General features: G+C 47.2%; 13 protein-coding genes, 1 tRNA gene and 1 other RNA gene. All 15 read left to right on the top strand.

What is annotated here, in order from left to right:
• Window positions 1–26: 26 nt before the first annotated feature.
• The 15 genes from ACTO17_RS00295 to ACTO17_RS00225 all read left to right on the top strand — a co-directional run bounded on the left by ACTO17_RS00295 (window position 27) and on the right by ACTO17_RS00225 (window position 15,837).
• Entirely contained in the window at window positions 27–878 is an 852-nt protein-coding gene (locus ACTO17_RS00295; protein WP_172539344.1) for a MurR/RpiR family transcriptional regulator, read from the top strand.
• 311 nt (window positions 879–1,189) lie between these two features.
• Entirely contained in the window at window positions 1,190–3,115 is a 1,926-nt protein-coding gene (locus ACTO17_RS00290) for a PTS fructose transporter subunit IIABC (RefSeq protein ID WP_482556466.1), read from the top strand.
• Window positions 3,112–3,825, top strand: a complete 714-nt coding sequence (rpiA, locus tag ACTO17_RS00285) for a ribose 5-phosphate isomerase A (RefSeq protein ID WP_482556465.1) — start codon at window positions 3,112–3,114, stop codon at window positions 3,823–3,825. The genes ACTO17_RS00290 and rpiA overlap by 4 nt, the downstream gene beginning before the upstream one ends.
• Window positions 3,812–4,783 (top strand): Gfo/Idh/MocA family protein, encoded by a 972-nt coding sequence (locus tag ACTO17_RS00280; RefSeq protein ID WP_172539347.1) that lies wholly within the window; start codon window positions 3,812–3,814, stop codon window positions 4,781–4,783. The genes rpiA and ACTO17_RS00280 overlap by 14 nt, the downstream gene beginning before the upstream one ends.
• A gap of 227 nt (window positions 4,784–5,010) precedes the next feature.
• Window positions 5,011–5,094: transfer RNA gene (locus ACTO17_RS00275), tRNA-Leu, on the top strand.
• Window positions 5,095–5,321: 227 nt separating this feature from the next.
• A complete protein-coding gene (locus ACTO17_RS00270; RefSeq protein ID WP_172539348.1) occupies window positions 5,322–6,329 on the top strand; it encodes a deoxyguanosinetriphosphate triphosphohydrolase in 1,008 nt (335 codons plus the stop codon).
• A gap of 69 nt (window positions 6,330–6,398) precedes the next feature.
• Window positions 6,399–8,177 (top strand): DNA primase, encoded by a 1,779-nt coding sequence (dnaG, locus tag ACTO17_RS00265; RefSeq protein ID WP_482556464.1) that lies wholly within the window; start codon window positions 6,399–6,401, stop codon window positions 8,175–8,177.
• 102 nt (window positions 8,178–8,279) lie between these two features.
• Complete coding sequence (rpoD, locus tag ACTO17_RS00260; RefSeq protein ID WP_172536664.1) at window positions 8,280–9,380, top strand: RNA polymerase sigma factor RpoD; 1,101 nt, start codon at window positions 8,280–8,282, stop codon at window positions 9,378–9,380.
• A gap of 37 nt (window positions 9,381–9,417) precedes the next feature.
• A complete protein-coding gene (locus ACTO17_RS00255) occupies window positions 9,418–10,179 on the top strand; it encodes a class I SAM-dependent methyltransferase (protein ID WP_482556463.1) in 762 nt (253 codons plus the stop codon).
• Window positions 10,176–10,958, top strand: a complete 783-nt coding sequence (locus ACTO17_RS00250) for a Nif3-like dinuclear metal center hexameric protein (RefSeq protein ID WP_172536666.1) — start codon at window positions 10,176–10,178, stop codon at window positions 10,956–10,958. Before ACTO17_RS00255 ends, ACTO17_RS00250 begins: the two co-directional genes overlap by 4 nt.
• A 65-nt stretch (window positions 10,959–11,023) precedes the next feature.
• Window positions 11,024–12,688, top strand: coding sequence for a uridine kinase family protein (locus ACTO17_RS00245; protein ID WP_482556462.1), 1,665 nt, complete (start codon window positions 11,024–11,026; stop codon window positions 12,686–12,688).
• A 162-nt stretch (window positions 12,689–12,850) separates the two neighbouring features.
• Entirely contained in the window at window positions 12,851–13,507 is a 657-nt protein-coding gene (locus tag ACTO17_RS00240) for a TetR/AcrR family transcriptional regulator (protein ID WP_482556461.1), read from the top strand.
• A gap of 114 nt (window positions 13,508–13,621) precedes the next feature.
• Window positions 13,622–14,869 carry an MFS transporter gene (locus ACTO17_RS00235; protein WP_482556460.1) on the top strand — a complete coding sequence of 416 codons (1,248 nt, stop codon included), beginning with the start codon at window positions 13,622–13,624 and terminating at the stop codon, window positions 14,867–14,869.
• A gap of 49 nt (window positions 14,870–14,918) precedes the next feature.
• Window positions 14,919–15,267, top strand: an RNA gene (gene rnpB / locus ACTO17_RS00230) — RNase P RNA component class A.
• A 174-nt stretch (window positions 15,268–15,441) separates the two neighbouring features.
• Window positions 15,442–15,837, top strand: a complete 396-nt coding sequence (locus ACTO17_RS00225) for a hypothetical protein (RefSeq protein WP_172538315.1) — start codon at window positions 15,442–15,444, stop codon at window positions 15,835–15,837.
• Window positions 15,838–16,033: the final 196 nt, after the last annotated feature.

Genomic DNA, 16,033 nt, shown 5'->3' with positions numbered 1-16,033 from the left:
ACTTATTTTCGTAAAGGAGAAAAGCCATGGAAAAGCAAAAGTCCGTGCTGGACACGATTCATATTTTATATGACAATTTTTTTGAACAGGAAAAAAAAATCGCAAATTTCATCATCCAGAATCATACAGAAGCCGTCAACATGACCATCGGGGAACTGGCCAAATCCTGCGGGACAAGCGTTGCCACTGTTTCACGCTTCTGTCATAAATGCGACGTGGAAGGGTTTCACCAGCTTAAAATCCAGCTTGCAAAGGAAATTGTAGACAGCGGACTGGAAACGCCTGTTTCGAACCATATTTCAAGAGAGGATATCGGGCAGTCGCTGCAGAATATCCTGGCAAATAAAATAGACGAAATCCGCCAGACCATATCTCTGATGGACGAAAAGCAGCTGAATACAATTCTGGATCATATCAAACAGGCGGGAGTTGTCCAGTTTGTGGCTGTTGGGAACACCATACCCGTTGCCCTGGACGGCTGCTTTAAATTTAATGAAATCGGCATCCGGGCTGTGGCAGGTACAATCTGGGAAACGCAGCTGGCATTTTCCCTGTCACTGGGCAGAGATGATATGATGATTGCCATATCCAATTCGGGGGAATCCAGACAGGTGGTAAAAATGGTGCGGGAGGCGAAAAAACGCGGCGTGGTAACGGTAGGAATCACAAATAATCCCAATTCCACTGTTGCAAACAGCGCAGATTATCATATTCAGACTGCAACCAGGGAGAAACTGTTTCTAAATGAAATCTGTTTTTCCAGAGTATCGGCCATGACGGTAATGGAAGTTTTGTACCTGTTTCTGACTGTAGGGGAGAAACGGAGTTATGACTGCATCAATTATTGTGAAAACCTGATTGCGGATGAAAAGCTTTAGTTTTCTAAAAGCCTGGGCTGTCGGAACATGCACGAAAAGATTGTTTTCCGGCAGTTTTTTATGTCCAAATTTTGGGGTTTTATGCAATATGCTGTAAAAGTACCCTTGAATTCCGAAATATCATCCACATATTTATTAAATCTGTAGAAAAATAATTTTCGTAATGAATGTAATTGACAATAATTAATTACGTGATATACTAAATATACAAAAATAAATATCGCGATATAAAAAAATACGAAAATAATTTACGCAGCAGATAACCGGACAGATCAGCTGTAAAAATAATGTGGATTGAGGAGGAAATAAGTATGAGGATCAGTGACTTGCTCAGCCTGAATGCGATTGATGTAAATGCAAGTCCTTCGTCGAAGGCAGAAGCCATCGACTGCATGACCCGGCTGATGGAGAAATCAGGGAACTTAAATGACAGAGAAGCCTACAGGCAGGGGGTTCTGGCAAGAGAAGAGGAGGGAACCACAGGAATCGGGGAAGGAATTGCCATTCCCCATGCCAAATGCGCTGCGGTAAAACGGGCGGGACTGGCGGCTGCAGTAATCAAAGGAGGGGTGGACTATGAATCCCTGGACGGAGAACCGGCAGAATTGATTTTTATGATTGCCGCGCCGGAAACCGGAGCAAACGTGCATTTAGAAGCTCTTGCAAAGCTCTCAACGATTCTGATGGATACAGAGTTCAAGGACGCTCTGGTAAAGGCGGAAACACCGGAACAGTTTGTGAGAATGATTGATGAGAAGGAGGACGAACTGGACGGAAAGAAAGCAAAGAAAGCTTTAGAGCAGCCCGGAAGCGGATACCGGGTACTGGCAATCACCGCATGTCCCACAGGCATTGCCCATACGTTTATGGCAGCGGAAAGCCTGGAGATGAAAGGGAAGCAGATGAATATTTCCATCAAGGTTGAGACTCAGGGAGCGGACGGGGCCAAGAACGTGCTGACGCCGGAAGATATTGCTCATGCAGAATGCATTATCATAGCGGCTGATAAGAACGTGGATCTGGCAAGGTTTGACGGAAAACCGGTTCTTATCACAAAAGTGGCGGACGGCATACATAAGGCAGAGGAGCTGATCTCCCATGCAGTCAGCGGAAGCGTTCCCATTTACCGCCATACCGGCGCTGCCCAGGCAGAAAGCGAAGCCGGGGAATCTGAAAGTATGGGACGTCAGATTTATAAGAATCTGATGAACGGCGTATCTCATATGCTTCCCTTTGTGATTGGCGGCGGCATATTGATTGCCCTGGCGTTTTTGTTTGACGATTACAGCATTGATCCGGCGAATTTTGGAAAAAACACGCCGCTGGCGGCTTATCTGAAAACCATTGGGGAATTTTCCTTCGGCATGATGCTTCCGGTATTATCCGGATACATTGCAATGAGCATTGCAGACCGGCCGGGGCTTGCAGTAGGCTTTGTGGCAGGGCTTGTGGCAAAAAGCGGCTCAACCTTCCTGAATCCGGCTGGCGGAGAGGTGAATGCGGGATTCTTAGGGGCGCTGTTTGCAGGCTTCGCGGCGGGATATCTGGTGCTGCTGCTTAAAAAACTGACGTCAAAGCTGCCCCAGTCGCTGAACAGCGTACGTCCGATGATTATTTATCCTGTAATTGGCATTTTATCCGGTTCTGTGGTTACGACGCTGATTAATCCGCTGATGGGAATGATTAATGATGCGCTGACAAATGCGTTAAACAGCATGAACGGAACCAGCAAAGTGCTCCTTGGTATCGTGGTGGCAGGTATGCAGTCCGTTGACATGGGCGGCCCGGTGAATAAGACTTCTTATGTATTCGGTACCTCCCAGCTGGCGGAGGGGAATTTTGAAATTATGGCTGCAGTTATGGCCGGAGGCATGATTCCGCCTTTGGTAATTGCATTGTGCACCACATTTTTCAAGAACCGTTTTACACAGAAGGAACGGGAATCCGGTCTGGTGAATTATCTGCTGGGACTTTCGTTTATCTCAGAGGGGGCCATACCTTTTGCAGCAAATGACCCAATCCGGGTGCTTCCCTCCTGTATCATAGGTTCTGCCACAGCAGGAGGACTGTCCATGCTGTTTGGCTGTACGCTCCGTGCGCCCCACGGGGGAATCTTCGTACTGCCCACCATCGGAAATCCTCTGCTGTATGCGCTGGCCATTCTGGCAGGTTCCGTGGTTGGCTGCCTGATTCTGGCATTTTTGAAAAAACCGCTCAAAGAAGGAGATTCTATATGAAGAAAAAATGTGCGCAAAAGGCCCTTGAAATGATAGAAAACGGTATGATTGTGGGATTAGGCGGCGGCAGTACGGTAGCCCTTTTAATAGAAGAAATCGAGAAGCATCAGAGACGCATTCAGGCGGTAACGCCGTCCCGGGATACCTTAAGGCTCTGTATTCAGCATCACATTCCCGTTCTTCCCCTGGAACTGACAGAAGAAACAGACCTTGCTTTTGACGGGTGCGACGAGCTGGACGCAGAACTGAATGCGCTGAAAAGCTGCGGCGGAATCCATACCCAGGAGAAAATAGCCGCCTGTATGGCAAAAGAGTATGTGCTGCTGGCGGATGAAGGAAAATATCATGAAACACTGACTTTTTCTTATCCGGTTACCGTGGAAGTTCTTCCGCCGGCATATGCCTGTGTAAAAAAATGTCTGGAACAAATGGGAGCAGTCGTGACGGAGCGCAGGTCTGCCCAAAAGGCCGGCGTCCTTGTCAGCGATTACGGAAATTACTTGCTGGAAGCAAAATTTTCTTCGGTAGAAAATATAGGAGAATTGTCGCTGAAATTAGATCAGGTGCCGGGGCTGACAGGGCATTCCCTGTTTTACCGTATTGCGTCAAAAGCCATTATAGCAGGGTCAGACGGAATGGAAATCATAAAATCAGAGCAGCCTGGCTTCAGGCGTAAAGAAATCAGGAGGAAAACCAATGCAGAAATTTAACTGGGGAATATTAGGAACCGGATGGATCGCCCATGATATGGGGCAGGCCCTTAAGTCCGTAAACGGCGAAATCTACGCCGTATGCGGCACAAGCCTGGAAAAAGCAGAAAAATACGCGCAGGAACTGGGCGCAGTTCACTCATACGGCAGCGCAGAAGAAATGCTGGCGGATGAAAATATAGACATTGTCTACATTGCAACGCCCCATAATTCCCATTACCAGTGGCTCAAACGGTCTTTAGAGGCAGGAAAGCATGTTTTCTGTGAAAAGTCCATCACGGTAAACAGCAGGCAGTTGGAGGAATGCGCCGCAATCGCAGAAGAAAAAGGACTTGTCATCTGTGACGGCACAACGCTTTTTCATATGCCGCTGTATAAAAAACTGAGCCGGATGATTGAGGAGGGCGTTATCGGCAGCGTTAAAATGGTGCAGGTGAATTTCGGAAGTTGCAAGGAATATGACAGGAATAACCGTTTCTTTTCCAAAGAACTGGCCGGCGGGGCGCTGTTGGATATCGGCGTCTATGCAGTTTCTTTTGCAAGATATTTTATGAAAAGCAAACCCAATACGGTTCTCACCACCGCTAACTATTTTGAAACCGGCGTAGATGAAAGCAGCGGCATTTTGCTGAAAAACCCGGATGGGGAGCTGGCGGTTATGGCTCTTACCATGCGCGCCAAGCAGCCCAAGCGGGGCGTAATCGCAGGCGAGAAGGGATACATCGAAATCGACAATTACCCAAGGGCAGAGAAGGCAGTGATAACCTATACCCAGGACGGGCGGACAGAAGTGATTGAGGAGGGAAAATCAGAACTGGCGCTGCAGTATGAAGTGCAGGATATGCAGGATTATATCAGAGCCCGGAGCGGAGCGGATAACTTTCAGATGGTCCGCGATGTGATGGAAACGCTGACGTCTGTGCGCAGCCAGTGGGGAATGACGTATCCGTTTGAATAATATGTTTTGTTACTGTTCACTCAGTTCACAGTAACCTTCGCAAATCCATTTAAAATTCGCTTTGCGAATGGGATTTACTCGCCACTGAGTCATTTTCTTACGGACTTTGCAGTAAATGCAAAGTCCTGTGTGAACAGTAACTATGTTTTTTAAATTTTTTGAAAAATTTAAAAAAAAGTGTTGACAAATTTCCCCTTAGTATATATAATAGCTATTGTCAGTGTTGCGCAGGAGTGGCGGAATTGGCAGACGCGCAGGCTTCAGGTGCCTGTGGTAGCAATATCGTGTGGGTTCAAGTCCCATCTCCTGCACGCAAAGAAAGAGCTGTTGCAAATAGCAATAGCTCTTTTCCTGTTTTTAAAATTTCCAGTGCACAGGCAGAACGTTCCCGCTTATGGAGGTATATCACCGTCAAATTTTCATGTGTTTTATTTTTCGGAACAGTTTTGGGCAGTTTTGTAAAATTCTGCGGTTTTTTGCGAAAAAATAAAGGAAATGGAGAATTTGTGCGGAATATATCATTATAGAGGTGATGGGAATGCTCATTAGAGAGAATATGGAGTTGTTGGAACGGACCTATTTAAGTCCTTTTGCCACGCTCAGCGAGAATTCCAGAGGACGGGACAGAGAGGAGCCCCAATGCGATATCAGGCCGGTATTTCAAAGAGACAGGGACAGAATTCTTCACTGCAAATCCTTTCGGCGTTTGAAGCATAAGACACAGGTTTTTCTGACGCCCCGGGGCGATCATTACCGCACCAGGCTGACGCATACGCTGGAGGTATCCCAGAATGCAAGAACCATTGCAAAAGCCCTGCGTTTGAATGAGGATTTGGTGGAGGCTATTGCCCTGGGACATGATTTGGGACATACCCCTTTTGGACATGCAGGGGAATATATGCTGAATTCCATTTATGAGGGCGGTTTTAAACACAACGAGCAGAGTGTGCGGATTGTTGAGACTCTGGAAAAGAACGGAGAGGGGCTGAATTTGACCTGGGAAGTGCGGGACGGGATTTTAAACCACCAGACCAGGCTGATGCCTTCCACCATGGAGGGAAAAATCGTCCGCCTTTCTGATAAAATTGCATATATTAATCATGATATTGACGATGCAATCCGGGGAAAAGTGCTGTCTGAGAAGGATCTGCCCGCAGAGTACCGGGAGATTTTGGGCAATACCACACGGAAACGTTTGAATACCCTGATACATAATATAATAACAAACAGTTTGGGGAAGAATGATATCTGCATGTCGGAGGATGTGGAGCAGGCCATGAAGGGACTGCGGAAGTTTATGTTTGAGAATGTGTACCGGAATTCAATGGCAAAGGGGGAGGAGGAACGGGCCAAGGATTTACTGAACCGGTTGTTTTACTATTATAATAAGCATATCGACTGCCTTCCCAAACAGTATCTTCTGATGCTGGAACAGGGAGAAGAACGGGAGCGGGTGGTCTGTGATTATATTGCAGGAATGACAGACCGCTATGCCATAGCAAAATTTGAGGAGTATTTTATGCCGAAGGCGTGGCAGATTAATTAATCTGAGAGATTTCATCCGGGAATATTGTACGCTAAAACGGCGCGCATGGATGAATGGAAAGGAGCAGAGATGCCTTATTATTCAGATGAACTGATTGAAGAGGTTCGTTCGGCCAACGATATCGTGGATGTGATTTCCGGTTATGTGCGTCTGCAGAAAAAAGGCAGCACTTATTTTGGCCTCTGTCCGTTTCATAACGAAAAGACGCCCTCTTTTTCGGTGTCTCAGGGCAAACAGATGTATTACTGTTTCGGCTGCGGGGCAGGGGGAAACGCCATTACATTTTTGATGCAGTATGAGAACGCCACATTTCCGGAGGCTTTAGAGACTCTTGCCCAGAAGGCGGGGATAGAGCTTCCCCGGCAGGAATTGTCAGGCCGGGCCAGACAGGAGGCGGACAAAAAAGCAAGGCTTTTGGAAATCAATAAGGCGGCCGCCAAATATTTCTATGCCCAGCTGCGGATGGAGCAGGGGCAGACAGCCATGAAGTATTTTGCAGACCGGGGCCTCAGCGGGGAGACTATGAAGAAATTCGGACTGGGCTATTCCAATAAATTCAGCGACGATCTCTATCAATATCTGCGCAAACAGGGATATGGGGATGAGATTTTGAAGGATTCCGGACTGGTGACCCTGGATGAAAGCAGGGGCGGCCGGGATAAGTTCTGGAACCGGGTCATGTTTCCCATTATGGATGTGAATCACCGTGTCATCGGCTTCGGCGGCCGGGTGCTGGGGGATGGAGAGCCCAAGTATGTAAACTCTCCGGAAACCATGATTTTTGACAAGAGCCGGAATCTTTACGGATTAAATATTGCTAGATCTTCCAGAAAACAGGGGATTTTGCTGTGTGAGGGCTATATGGATGTTATTGCGCTGCACCAGGCGGGATTTGACAATGCGGTGGCGGCTTTGGGAACCTCATTTACCCAGGGCCATGCGGCGCTGCTGAAACGGTACACGAAAGAGGTGTTCTGTACCTTTGACAGCGACGGCGCCGGGATCAAAGCGGCTTTGCGGGCAATTCCCATGCTGAAAGAGGCCGGGATCAGCGTGAAAATAGTCAATATGAAGCCTTACAAAGATCCGGATGAATTTATAAGGGCAGAGGGAGCCGAAGAATATCAGAAGCGGATCGGGCAGGCCCAGAACAGTTTTATGTTTGAGACAGAGACCATGGAGCGGGACTATGATCTGAAAGATCCGGAGGGCAAAACTGCATTTTATCATGCTGTGGCCCGGAAAATCCTGGAATTTGAGGAAGAACTGGAGCGGGAGAATTATATTGAGGCAGTAGCGGAAAAATACCAGACAGGGTTTGACAATCTGCGCAGGCTGGTGATGCGCCTGGGAACCCAGGGAGGGTTCGGCAGGGAGAGACAGCCCTTGAAATCCGGCGTCCAGGATAAGAAAAAACGGCAGAAAGAGGACGGCATAAAACAGTCGCAGAAATTAATGCTCACCTGGCTGATTGAAAAACCAGAGCTGTTTGAGGTGATTGAGCCTTACATCGGCCCGGAGGATTTTACAGAAGAGCTGTACCGGCAGGCGGCAGAAGAGGTGTTTGCCCAGCATCGGGCAGGAGAGCTGAATCCGGCCAGGATTATCAGCATGTTTACGGAAGAAGAGCAGCAGAGGGAGATTGCCGGCCTGTTTAACGCCAGGATTCTCCAGATTGAGACACAGGCGGAGAAAGAGAAGGCATTGAAGGATACAGTCATTCGGATGAAGGAAAACAGTATCAATGAGAGGTCGAAGCGCTTGGAGCCTGCGGATTTGGAGGGGCTGCAGAAATTGGTTGCGGATAAGAAGAATCTGCAGCTGCTGCGGAAGATGAGGTTTAGCTGAGAGCTGTTGGGTCCCTCCTCATGGTAAAGCACCTCATGGTAAACTGTATATTTCCACTGATTAGGGATAAAATATAAACAACGAATGGAAGGATGAAACGAAATGGAAGAAAAAAGTGTGAAATTTATCGAAAAGCTGCAGGAATTGTTAGCCATCGCCAAAAAGAAAAAAAACGTCCTGGAATATCAGGAAATCAACGACTTTTTTCATGACATGGAATTGGACGCGGAACAGTTTGAGAAAATTCTGGACTTTCTGGAATCCAATAACATTGATATACTGCGGATTTCTGATGATGACGATGACGATATCCTCATAGACGAGGAGGAAGAAGTAGAAGTTGAAAACATTGACCTTTCCGTTCCGGATGGAATTTCCATCGAAGATCCTGTTCGTATGTATTTAAAGGAAATCGGTAAGGTTCCCCTGCTGAGCGCGGAAGAAGAAATTGAACTGGCCAAACGGATGGAGCTGGGAGACCAGGAGGCGAAAAAGCAGCTTGCGGAAGCGAATTTACGTCTGGTGGTGTCCATTGCAAAGCGTTATGTGGGCCGGGGAATGCTGTTTTTAGATTTGATTCAGGAGGGAAATCTGGGTCTTATTAAAGCCGTGGAAAAGTTTGATTACCGCAAAGGCTATAAGTTTTCCACCTATGCAACCTGGTGGATTCGTCAGGCCATTACCAGGGCCATTGCAGACCAGGCCAGAACCATCCGGATTCCGGTGCATATGGTAGAAACCATCAACAAATTAATCCGTGTGTCCAGGCAGTTATTGCAGGAATTGGGCCGGGAGCCTTCTCCGGAAGAGATTGCAGAAGAAATGAATATGCCGGTGGACCGTGTGCGGGAAATTCTGAAGATCTCCCAGGAGCCGGTGTCTTTGGAAACTCCCATCGGCGAGGAGGAGGACAGTCATCTGGGCGACTTTATTCAGGATGACAATGTGCCTGTTCCGGCAGATGCGGCGGCATTTACACTGTTAAAAGAGCAGCTGGTGGAGGTGCTTGGCACGCTGACAGAGCGGGAGCAGAAGGTGCTGCGCCTGCGGTTTGGATTAGACGACGGCCGCGCAAGAACCCTGGAAGAAGTGGGCAAAGAATTTAATGTAACCAGAGAGCGGATTCGCCAGATTGAAGCAAAGGCGCTGCGCAAACTCCGTCATCCAAGCAGAAGCCGGAAACTGAAGGATTATCTGGATTAAATTTAAGGAAAGAATGAACAGGAGCTTGTGTTTGCATATGTTACAGTTATCAAAAAGGCTGCAGGCAGTAGCAGAGCTTGTGGGGGAATGCAGCGTGGCGGCAGACGTGGGGACAGATCACGGATACATACCTGTCTATCTGGTGGCAGCTGGGAAAGCCCAAAGGGCCATTGCCATGGATATCAGGGAAGGGCCTTTAAGCCAGGCCAGAGAGCATATCTTACAATATGGACTGGAACAGGCAATTGAAGCCAGATTATCAGATGGATGTTTGGGGTTAAAGCCCAGGGAAGCGGATGTTATTGTGATTGCAGGTATGGGCGGCGCCCTGATGCAGCGGATTCTGATGCAGGGAGAAGAAGCTGCAGCGGCAGCAGAAAAGCTGGTTTTGCAGCCCCAGTCTGAAATTGCGTCTTTTCGGGAATTTCTGTTGCAGCAGGGATATCAGATTACAGCGGAGGATATGGTGCTGGAGGACGGCAAGTATTACCCCATGATGGCTGCAAAATTTCTGGGAAAAGACGCATACGGGACTGTGAGAAACGCAGGAAAAGAAGAGCAAGCGGACTTATTTGAACACAGAATTGCCTGTAAGTTCGGCCCGCTGCTGTTAGAACAGCGCCATCCTGTGCTAAAGCAGTATTTGCTGGGTCAGCAGAAGCAGAAACAGAAGATACAGAAGAATTTGAAAACCAATGCCAGACAGAATGTGGCAGCCCGGACAGAAGAGCTGTCCCGGGAGCTTATGGACATTGAAAGGGCATTGGAATTTTTTGCCGGGAAGGAGTCAGGTCTATGAATTGCCGGAACATCATAGAAATATTACAGGAACAGTCGCCGGAGCATTATGCCTGCAGTTGGGATAATGTGGGACTTTTGGTGGGAGATTATGAGAAAGAGGTAAAGACCATTTACATTGCGCTGGACGCCACAGACGAAGCCATTTGGCAGGCGGCTGCAGCCGGGGCAGATTTATTGCTGACCCATCACCCTATGATATTTAAAGGGTTAAAAAGGGTTAATTCGGAAGATTTCATCGGCCGGAGAGTGATTGCATTAATCAAAAACGACATTTCCTGTTATGCCATGCATACCAACTTTGATGTGAAGGGCATGGCTGAGCTTGGGGCGCAGCGGATGGAATTGAAAAACTGCCAGGTGCTTGACGTTACCTGCTGGCAGGAGCAGGAGCCGGCAGGAATCGGAACAGTGGGGGAGTTGTCCGGTGAAATGACAGTGGCGGAATGCGCCGGGAAAGTAAAAGAAGCCTTTGGAGTGGATTTGGTAAAAATTTACGGCAGGCCGGATCAGAAAATAAAGCGGGCAGCCGTCTGCCCCGGTTCCGGAAAAAGCGTGATCGGAAAGGCAATTGAGGCAGGCGCCCAGGCGCTTATTACCGGAGACATTGACCATCACGAGGGCATTGACAGCGCGGCCCAGGGGCTTGCCATCATAGACGCCGGGCATTATGGAGTGGAAAAAATGTTTGTTTCCTATATGAAAGAATACCTAAAAGAGCGAACTTCGGGGATTCAGATTATTGCAGAACCTCCGCAGCAGCCCTTTGTATATCAGTAAAGGAAAGTTTCCAGTCTGCGGGCTGGCGATCTGGTCTGCAGACATATTGTAAGAAGGGAAAAGATATGGAAGAAACCGTATATTGCATTCAGATAAACGGGGAGAAAAAGAACTATTTAAAGGGCACCTCTTATCAGGAAATTGCAGAAGAATATCAGTCCCGGTATAAAGACGATATTCTTCTGGTGCTGTTTAATAACCGACTGAGAGAGCTGAGAAAGACAGTGAAGGGAGACGGAACGCTGGTTTTTGTGACTGCCAGAGATAAGGCGGGCCGGAAGGCGTACCGCAGGAGCGTGACATTTCTGATGCAGCGCGCCGTACATAATTTAGCCAAAGACGACGGGAAACAGGTAACCGTGAAAGTGGCCCATTCCATCAGCCAGGGGTATTACTGCCAATTAAAAGGAGATATTCCGGACAGGGAATATCTTGCCAGGCTGAAAGCTGAAATGATGCGCATGGCAGAGGAAAACATTCCGATTCAGAAGAAAAGCATTTCCACAGACGATGCGGTGGAATTGTTCCGGAATGCCGGCATGCACGATAAGGAGCGGCTGTTCTCCTACCGGAGAAGCTCAAAAGTAAATATTTACAGCATTGGCCATTATATTGATTATTTTTATGGGTATATGGCTCCAAGCACCGGCTATCTGAAATATTTTGAACTGCTGCCTTATGAGGACGGCTTCGTTGTCATGTTTCCGCATAAAAATACAAGGGTGCCGGCAGAATTTTCCCCGTCTCACAAATTATTCCATGTACTGAGAGAATCGGCGGAATGGGGAGAGAAAATGGAAATCGGCACCATCGGCGCCCTGAATGACGCAGTGGCCCAGGGGAGAATCCGGGATGTGATTCTGGTGGCGGAGGCTTTGATGGAGCGTAAAATCGGAACGCTGGCAGAACAGGTTGCGTCTTTGCCCGATAAGAAATTTATCATGATAGCAGGCCCGTCCTCCTCCGGCAAAACAACATTTTCCCACCGCCTGTCCATTCAGATGATGGCCCAGGGCTTAAAGCCCCATCCCATCGCACTGGATGATTACTATGTGAACCGGGTGGATACTCCCAAAGATGAAAATGGGAATTATAATTTTGAATGTTTAGAGGCGTTGGACATTGAATTATTTAACCACGACATGTCAGCTCTTCTGGCCGGAGAGCGGGTGGAGCTTCCCACTTATAATTTCCGCACCGGAAAACGGGAATATAAAGGAATTGTCAAACAGCTTGGCAAAAATGATATTCTGGTGCTAGAGGGAATTCACGGATTAAACGGCAAATTGTCCTATTCCCTTCCGGAATCCAGCAAACTGAAAATTTACATCAGCCCTTTGACCCAGCTGAGCATTGACGAGCACAATAATCTGCCCACTGCAGACGGGAGAATGATACGGCGGATGGTAAGAGACGCCAGAACCCGGAATATTTCCGCCAAAGAAACCATTGCCATGTGGGATTCTGTGCGCCGGGGAGAGGAGCAGTACATTTTTCCCTTCCAGGAGGAAGCGGATATTATGTTTAATTCGGCCCTGATTTATGAGCTTGCAGTGCTGAAACAGTATGCGGAACCGCTGCTGTTCCAGATTGATAAGAATTTCCCGGAATATACAGAAGCCAAACGGCTTTTGAAATTTCTGGATTATTTTCTGCCGGTGCCCAGTGAAGATATTGAGAAAAACTCAATTTTAAGGGAATTTATCGGAGGAAGCTGCTTTAATGTATAAAATTGCCGCAAAAATGTGTGAATAGAGATCTTGACAGACATACCGGTAGTATGATAATATAAATACATACTACCGGTATGTTATTACTCCAGCGGTTAAATATCGCAGTAGATTACACAGAACAAATCTTCATACGGAGTAATATTAAGGAGGCGGGGAATCATGGCGAGAAATAAGCATCCGGAAGAAACGGTCAATTTAATATTGGATGTGGCGTTCCGCTTAATTATGGAAAAGGGATATGAGCATACTTCCATTCAGGATATCATTGCTCATTTAGGCGGTCTGAGCAAAGGCGCCATCTACCATCATTTTAAGTCCAAGGAAGATATTTTAGTTGCCGTTATAGACAGGATAACATCTGAATCAAATCAGATGCTTGCAGAGATTCGTGACCGCTTTGACCTTAACGGGAACGAGAAGCTAAAGGCAATTTTTCGGGAATCCATCACCCGGCCGGTACAGAACGATATTTTTACTGCGGCTCCGGATTTTCACAATAATCCGAAACTGCTGTTCAGCCTTTTGCATGATACCATAGAAAACGCAGCGCCAAACTATATTTTGCCGATTATCGAGCAGGGCATTTCAGACGGCTCCATTCAAACGGAGTATCCCAAGCAATTGGCAGAGCTGATTTTGCTTGCGGCAAATGTCTGGATGAATCCTATGATATTTGACAGTACAGAGGAAGAATCCTACTGTAAATTTATGGTTTTCAGACAGATGCTGCAAGGCTTTGGCCTGGATATTGTAGACGATGAAATCTTAGAGAGACTGCAGGAGCTTACATCTATTTATCAAAAAAGCAAGCAATAGAAAACATTATCTGCCAGGGTTCTGCTGCAGGAAATAAAATTCTGCCCTGTAAATGGGCAGATATATTTTGAAATTATACATACCAACGTGCGGTACTGAAAGGAGATTTAAGAAATGAATGAAAAGCTATTTTCAAAGGATTTTACATTGGTTGTTATCGGTCAGATTATCTCTTTGTTTGGCAATGCAACAATCAGGTTTGCATTGCCGCTGTATTTGCTGAATTTGACAGGCTCCTCCGCACTTTACGGAACGGTTACGGCCTGTGCGTTTATTCCTGCAATTTTGCTGTCGCCCATTGGCGGCATTGTGGCAGACCGGGTGAATAAAAGAAATATTATGGTGATACTGGATTTTTTTACGGCGGCAGTTATCCTGGCTTTTTCCCTGCTTATGAATGAAGTGAATCTCATTCTTCTTCTGACGGTTACGCTGATGCTTTTATATGGCATTGCAGGAGCGTATCAGCCGTCTGTGCAGGCAAGTATTCCGGCGCTTACCAATCAGGATAATTTTATGGCGGCAAATTCTATCATCAATACCATCAGTTCCTTTGCCTCTCTGACAGGCCCCGTGCTGGGAGGTGTTTTATACAGTGCATATGGCTTGAAGCCTGTATTGCAGGTTTGCATGGTGTGTTTTCTGATGTCGGCGGTTATGGAAATTTTCATTCAAATTCCATTCCAGAAGCAGGCGTCAGAGGGCGGCATTTTGAAAACAGCCAGAACTGACATTGCAGAGAGCATTCTTTTTATCCGGAAGGAAAAGCCTGTGATTGGAAAAGCCGTTCTTGTAATCTGCGGAATTAATTTGTTCCTTTCGGCAATGATTATCGTGGCGCTTCCGTATCTGGTAACGGAGGTATTGAATTTAGAAGCTTCACAGGCAAACAGGCTGTATGGCTTTGCCCAGGGAGCATTGGCGGCAGGCGGATTGGCAGGAGGCATCGGGGCAGGTATTTTTGCGAATAAACTGGCGATTCATAAATCAGGCGCTCTCTTAATTGTCTGTGCGGTATGCGCGTTTCCCATTGGCATTTCATTGATAGTGTTTTCATCTGCAATGCTCAAGTACGCGGTTATAACCCTATGCTGTTTTGTCATTATGGTATGTTCAACGCTTTTTGGGGTGCAGTGCATGTCCTTTATCCAGACAGAAACCCCGCCGAATTTAATTGGAAAGGTGATTGCAGTTATTCTCACCGTCTCCATGTGCGCACAGCCATTGGGCAATGCGCTCTATGGCGTCCTGTTTGAAGTCTGCAGGGGATTTGAATATGCCGTGGTTTTATTTTCCGGCGCAGCATCGCTTATGATTGCCGTTCACGCGAGAAAAATTTTTAAAAGTTTTTCAGCGGAGTAATAGTTCTGTATTGAAAAAATATTCTGAGTATTGTATGATAGATACGTATCAAGCAGGGTGGATAATCGCGGCTGCAGGCGCCGAAAGGCCGCAGGCGAGGAAAGTCCGGGCTTCACAGGGCAGGATGCCGGTTAACGGCCGGTGGAGGCGACTCTAAGGACAGTGCAACAGAAATGAACCGCTATTAGCAATAATAGTAAGGGTGGAAGGGCAGTGTAAGAGACTACCGCCCGGCTGGCAACAGCCGGGGCACATGTAAACCCCATCCGAAGCAAGACCGAATGGAAGCGTTGACGCGGCCCGCCAGCTTCAGGTTGGTCGCAGGATCTGACTGGCAACAGTCAGGCTAGACAGATGATTATCCAAGACATAACCCGGCTTACAGCCCTGCTTGGTTCCCCGCAGCTTGCTGCGGGGATTTTGCTTTACAGGAAATCCCTTCCGGGAATAAACAAACTATAAAATATTCTTAAAAGAAAATAACTCCGTTGACTTCCAACAGGTTCTGCGTTACCATAACGGTAACAAGAAGCTTTACACAAAATAAAATAAACAATACAGGAGTGGATAAGATGAAACAGAAAATACAGCGTTTTATGACAGGAAGGTACGGCGCAGACCAGTTGGGGCAGATTTATCTGGGGGCTTCCATGGCGCTGCTTTTGATTTCTCTTTTTTCCCGTTGGAATATTTTTTATGTGCTGGCGCTGGGGCTGATGGGGTATGAATATTACCGTATGCTGTCCAGGCAGGTGGAGAAGCGGTATCAGGAGAATCAGAAGTTTTTAAACTGGCGGTACCAGTTGGCGGTAAAAAAGAACCGGAGAAAAGAGCGTCTGGAGCAGAAGAAAATCTATCACTTTTATAAATGCCCTTCCTGTAAACAGAAGGTGCGCGTTCCCCGGGGGAAGGGAAAGATCTGCATTACCTGCCCCAAGTGCAGGACGGAATTTATCAAAAAAAGCTGAGCATCGGCTATATCTGACGTCGATTCCCTTTCATGCGGTATCCCCCAGGTATTACTTACATGGAACGATTTATATTTCGATACACAGGAACAGCCGGATGGCCCTTTAGCAGAACAAACAGTTCCACGCTGCCCGGTTTGTTTGTCAAAGGGCCATCCGGCTGTTCTGTCCGTATCCAAAGATAAAACGTTCGCCA

The organism is Petralouisia sp., assembly GCF_056822245.1.
Note: the sequence above shows the minus strand (reverse complement) of the source record. Positions and strands in the feature narration are given on the sequence as shown.

What these genes read in the sequence shown, in the direction of transcription:
- ACTO17_RS00295 (WP_172539344.1), top strand. Translation starts at nt 27, where the DNA reads ATGGAAAAGCAAAAGTCCGTGCTGGACACGATTCATATTTTATATGAC.
- ACTO17_RS00290 (WP_482556466.1), top strand. Translation starts at nt 1,190, where the DNA reads ATGAGGATCAGTGACTTGCTCAGCCTGAATGCGATTGATGTAAATGCA.
- rpiA (WP_482556465.1), top strand. Translation starts at nt 3,112, where the DNA reads ATGAAGAAAAAATGTGCGCAAAAGGCCCTTGAAATGATAGAAAACGGT.
- ACTO17_RS00280 (WP_172539347.1), top strand. Translation starts at nt 3,812, where the DNA reads ATGCAGAAATTTAACTGGGGAATATTAGGAACCGGATGGATCGCCCAT.
- ACTO17_RS00270 (WP_172539348.1), top strand. Translation starts at nt 5,322, where the DNA reads ATGCTCATTAGAGAGAATATGGAGTTGTTGGAACGGACCTATTTAAGT.
- dnaG (WP_482556464.1), top strand. Translation starts at nt 6,399, where the DNA reads ATGCCTTATTATTCAGATGAACTGATTGAAGAGGTTCGTTCGGCCAAC.
- rpoD (WP_172536664.1), top strand. Translation starts at nt 8,280, where the DNA reads ATGGAAGAAAAAAGTGTGAAATTTATCGAAAAGCTGCAGGAATTGTTA.
- ACTO17_RS00255 (WP_482556463.1), top strand. Translation starts at nt 9,418, where the DNA reads ATGTTACAGTTATCAAAAAGGCTGCAGGCAGTAGCAGAGCTTGTGGGG.
- ACTO17_RS00250 (WP_172536666.1), top strand. Translation starts at nt 10,176, where the DNA reads ATGAATTGCCGGAACATCATAGAAATATTACAGGAACAGTCGCCGGAG.
- ACTO17_RS00245 (WP_482556462.1), top strand. Translation starts at nt 11,024, where the DNA reads ATGGAAGAAACCGTATATTGCATTCAGATAAACGGGGAGAAAAAGAAC.
- ACTO17_RS00240 (WP_482556461.1), top strand. Translation starts at nt 12,851, where the DNA reads ATGGCGAGAAATAAGCATCCGGAAGAAACGGTCAATTTAATATTGGAT.
- ACTO17_RS00235 (WP_482556460.1), top strand. Translation starts at nt 13,622, where the DNA reads ATGAATGAAAAGCTATTTTCAAAGGATTTTACATTGGTTGTTATCGGT.
- ACTO17_RS00225 (WP_172538315.1), top strand. Translation starts at nt 15,442, where the DNA reads ATGAAACAGAAAATACAGCGTTTTATGACAGGAAGGTACGGCGCAGAC.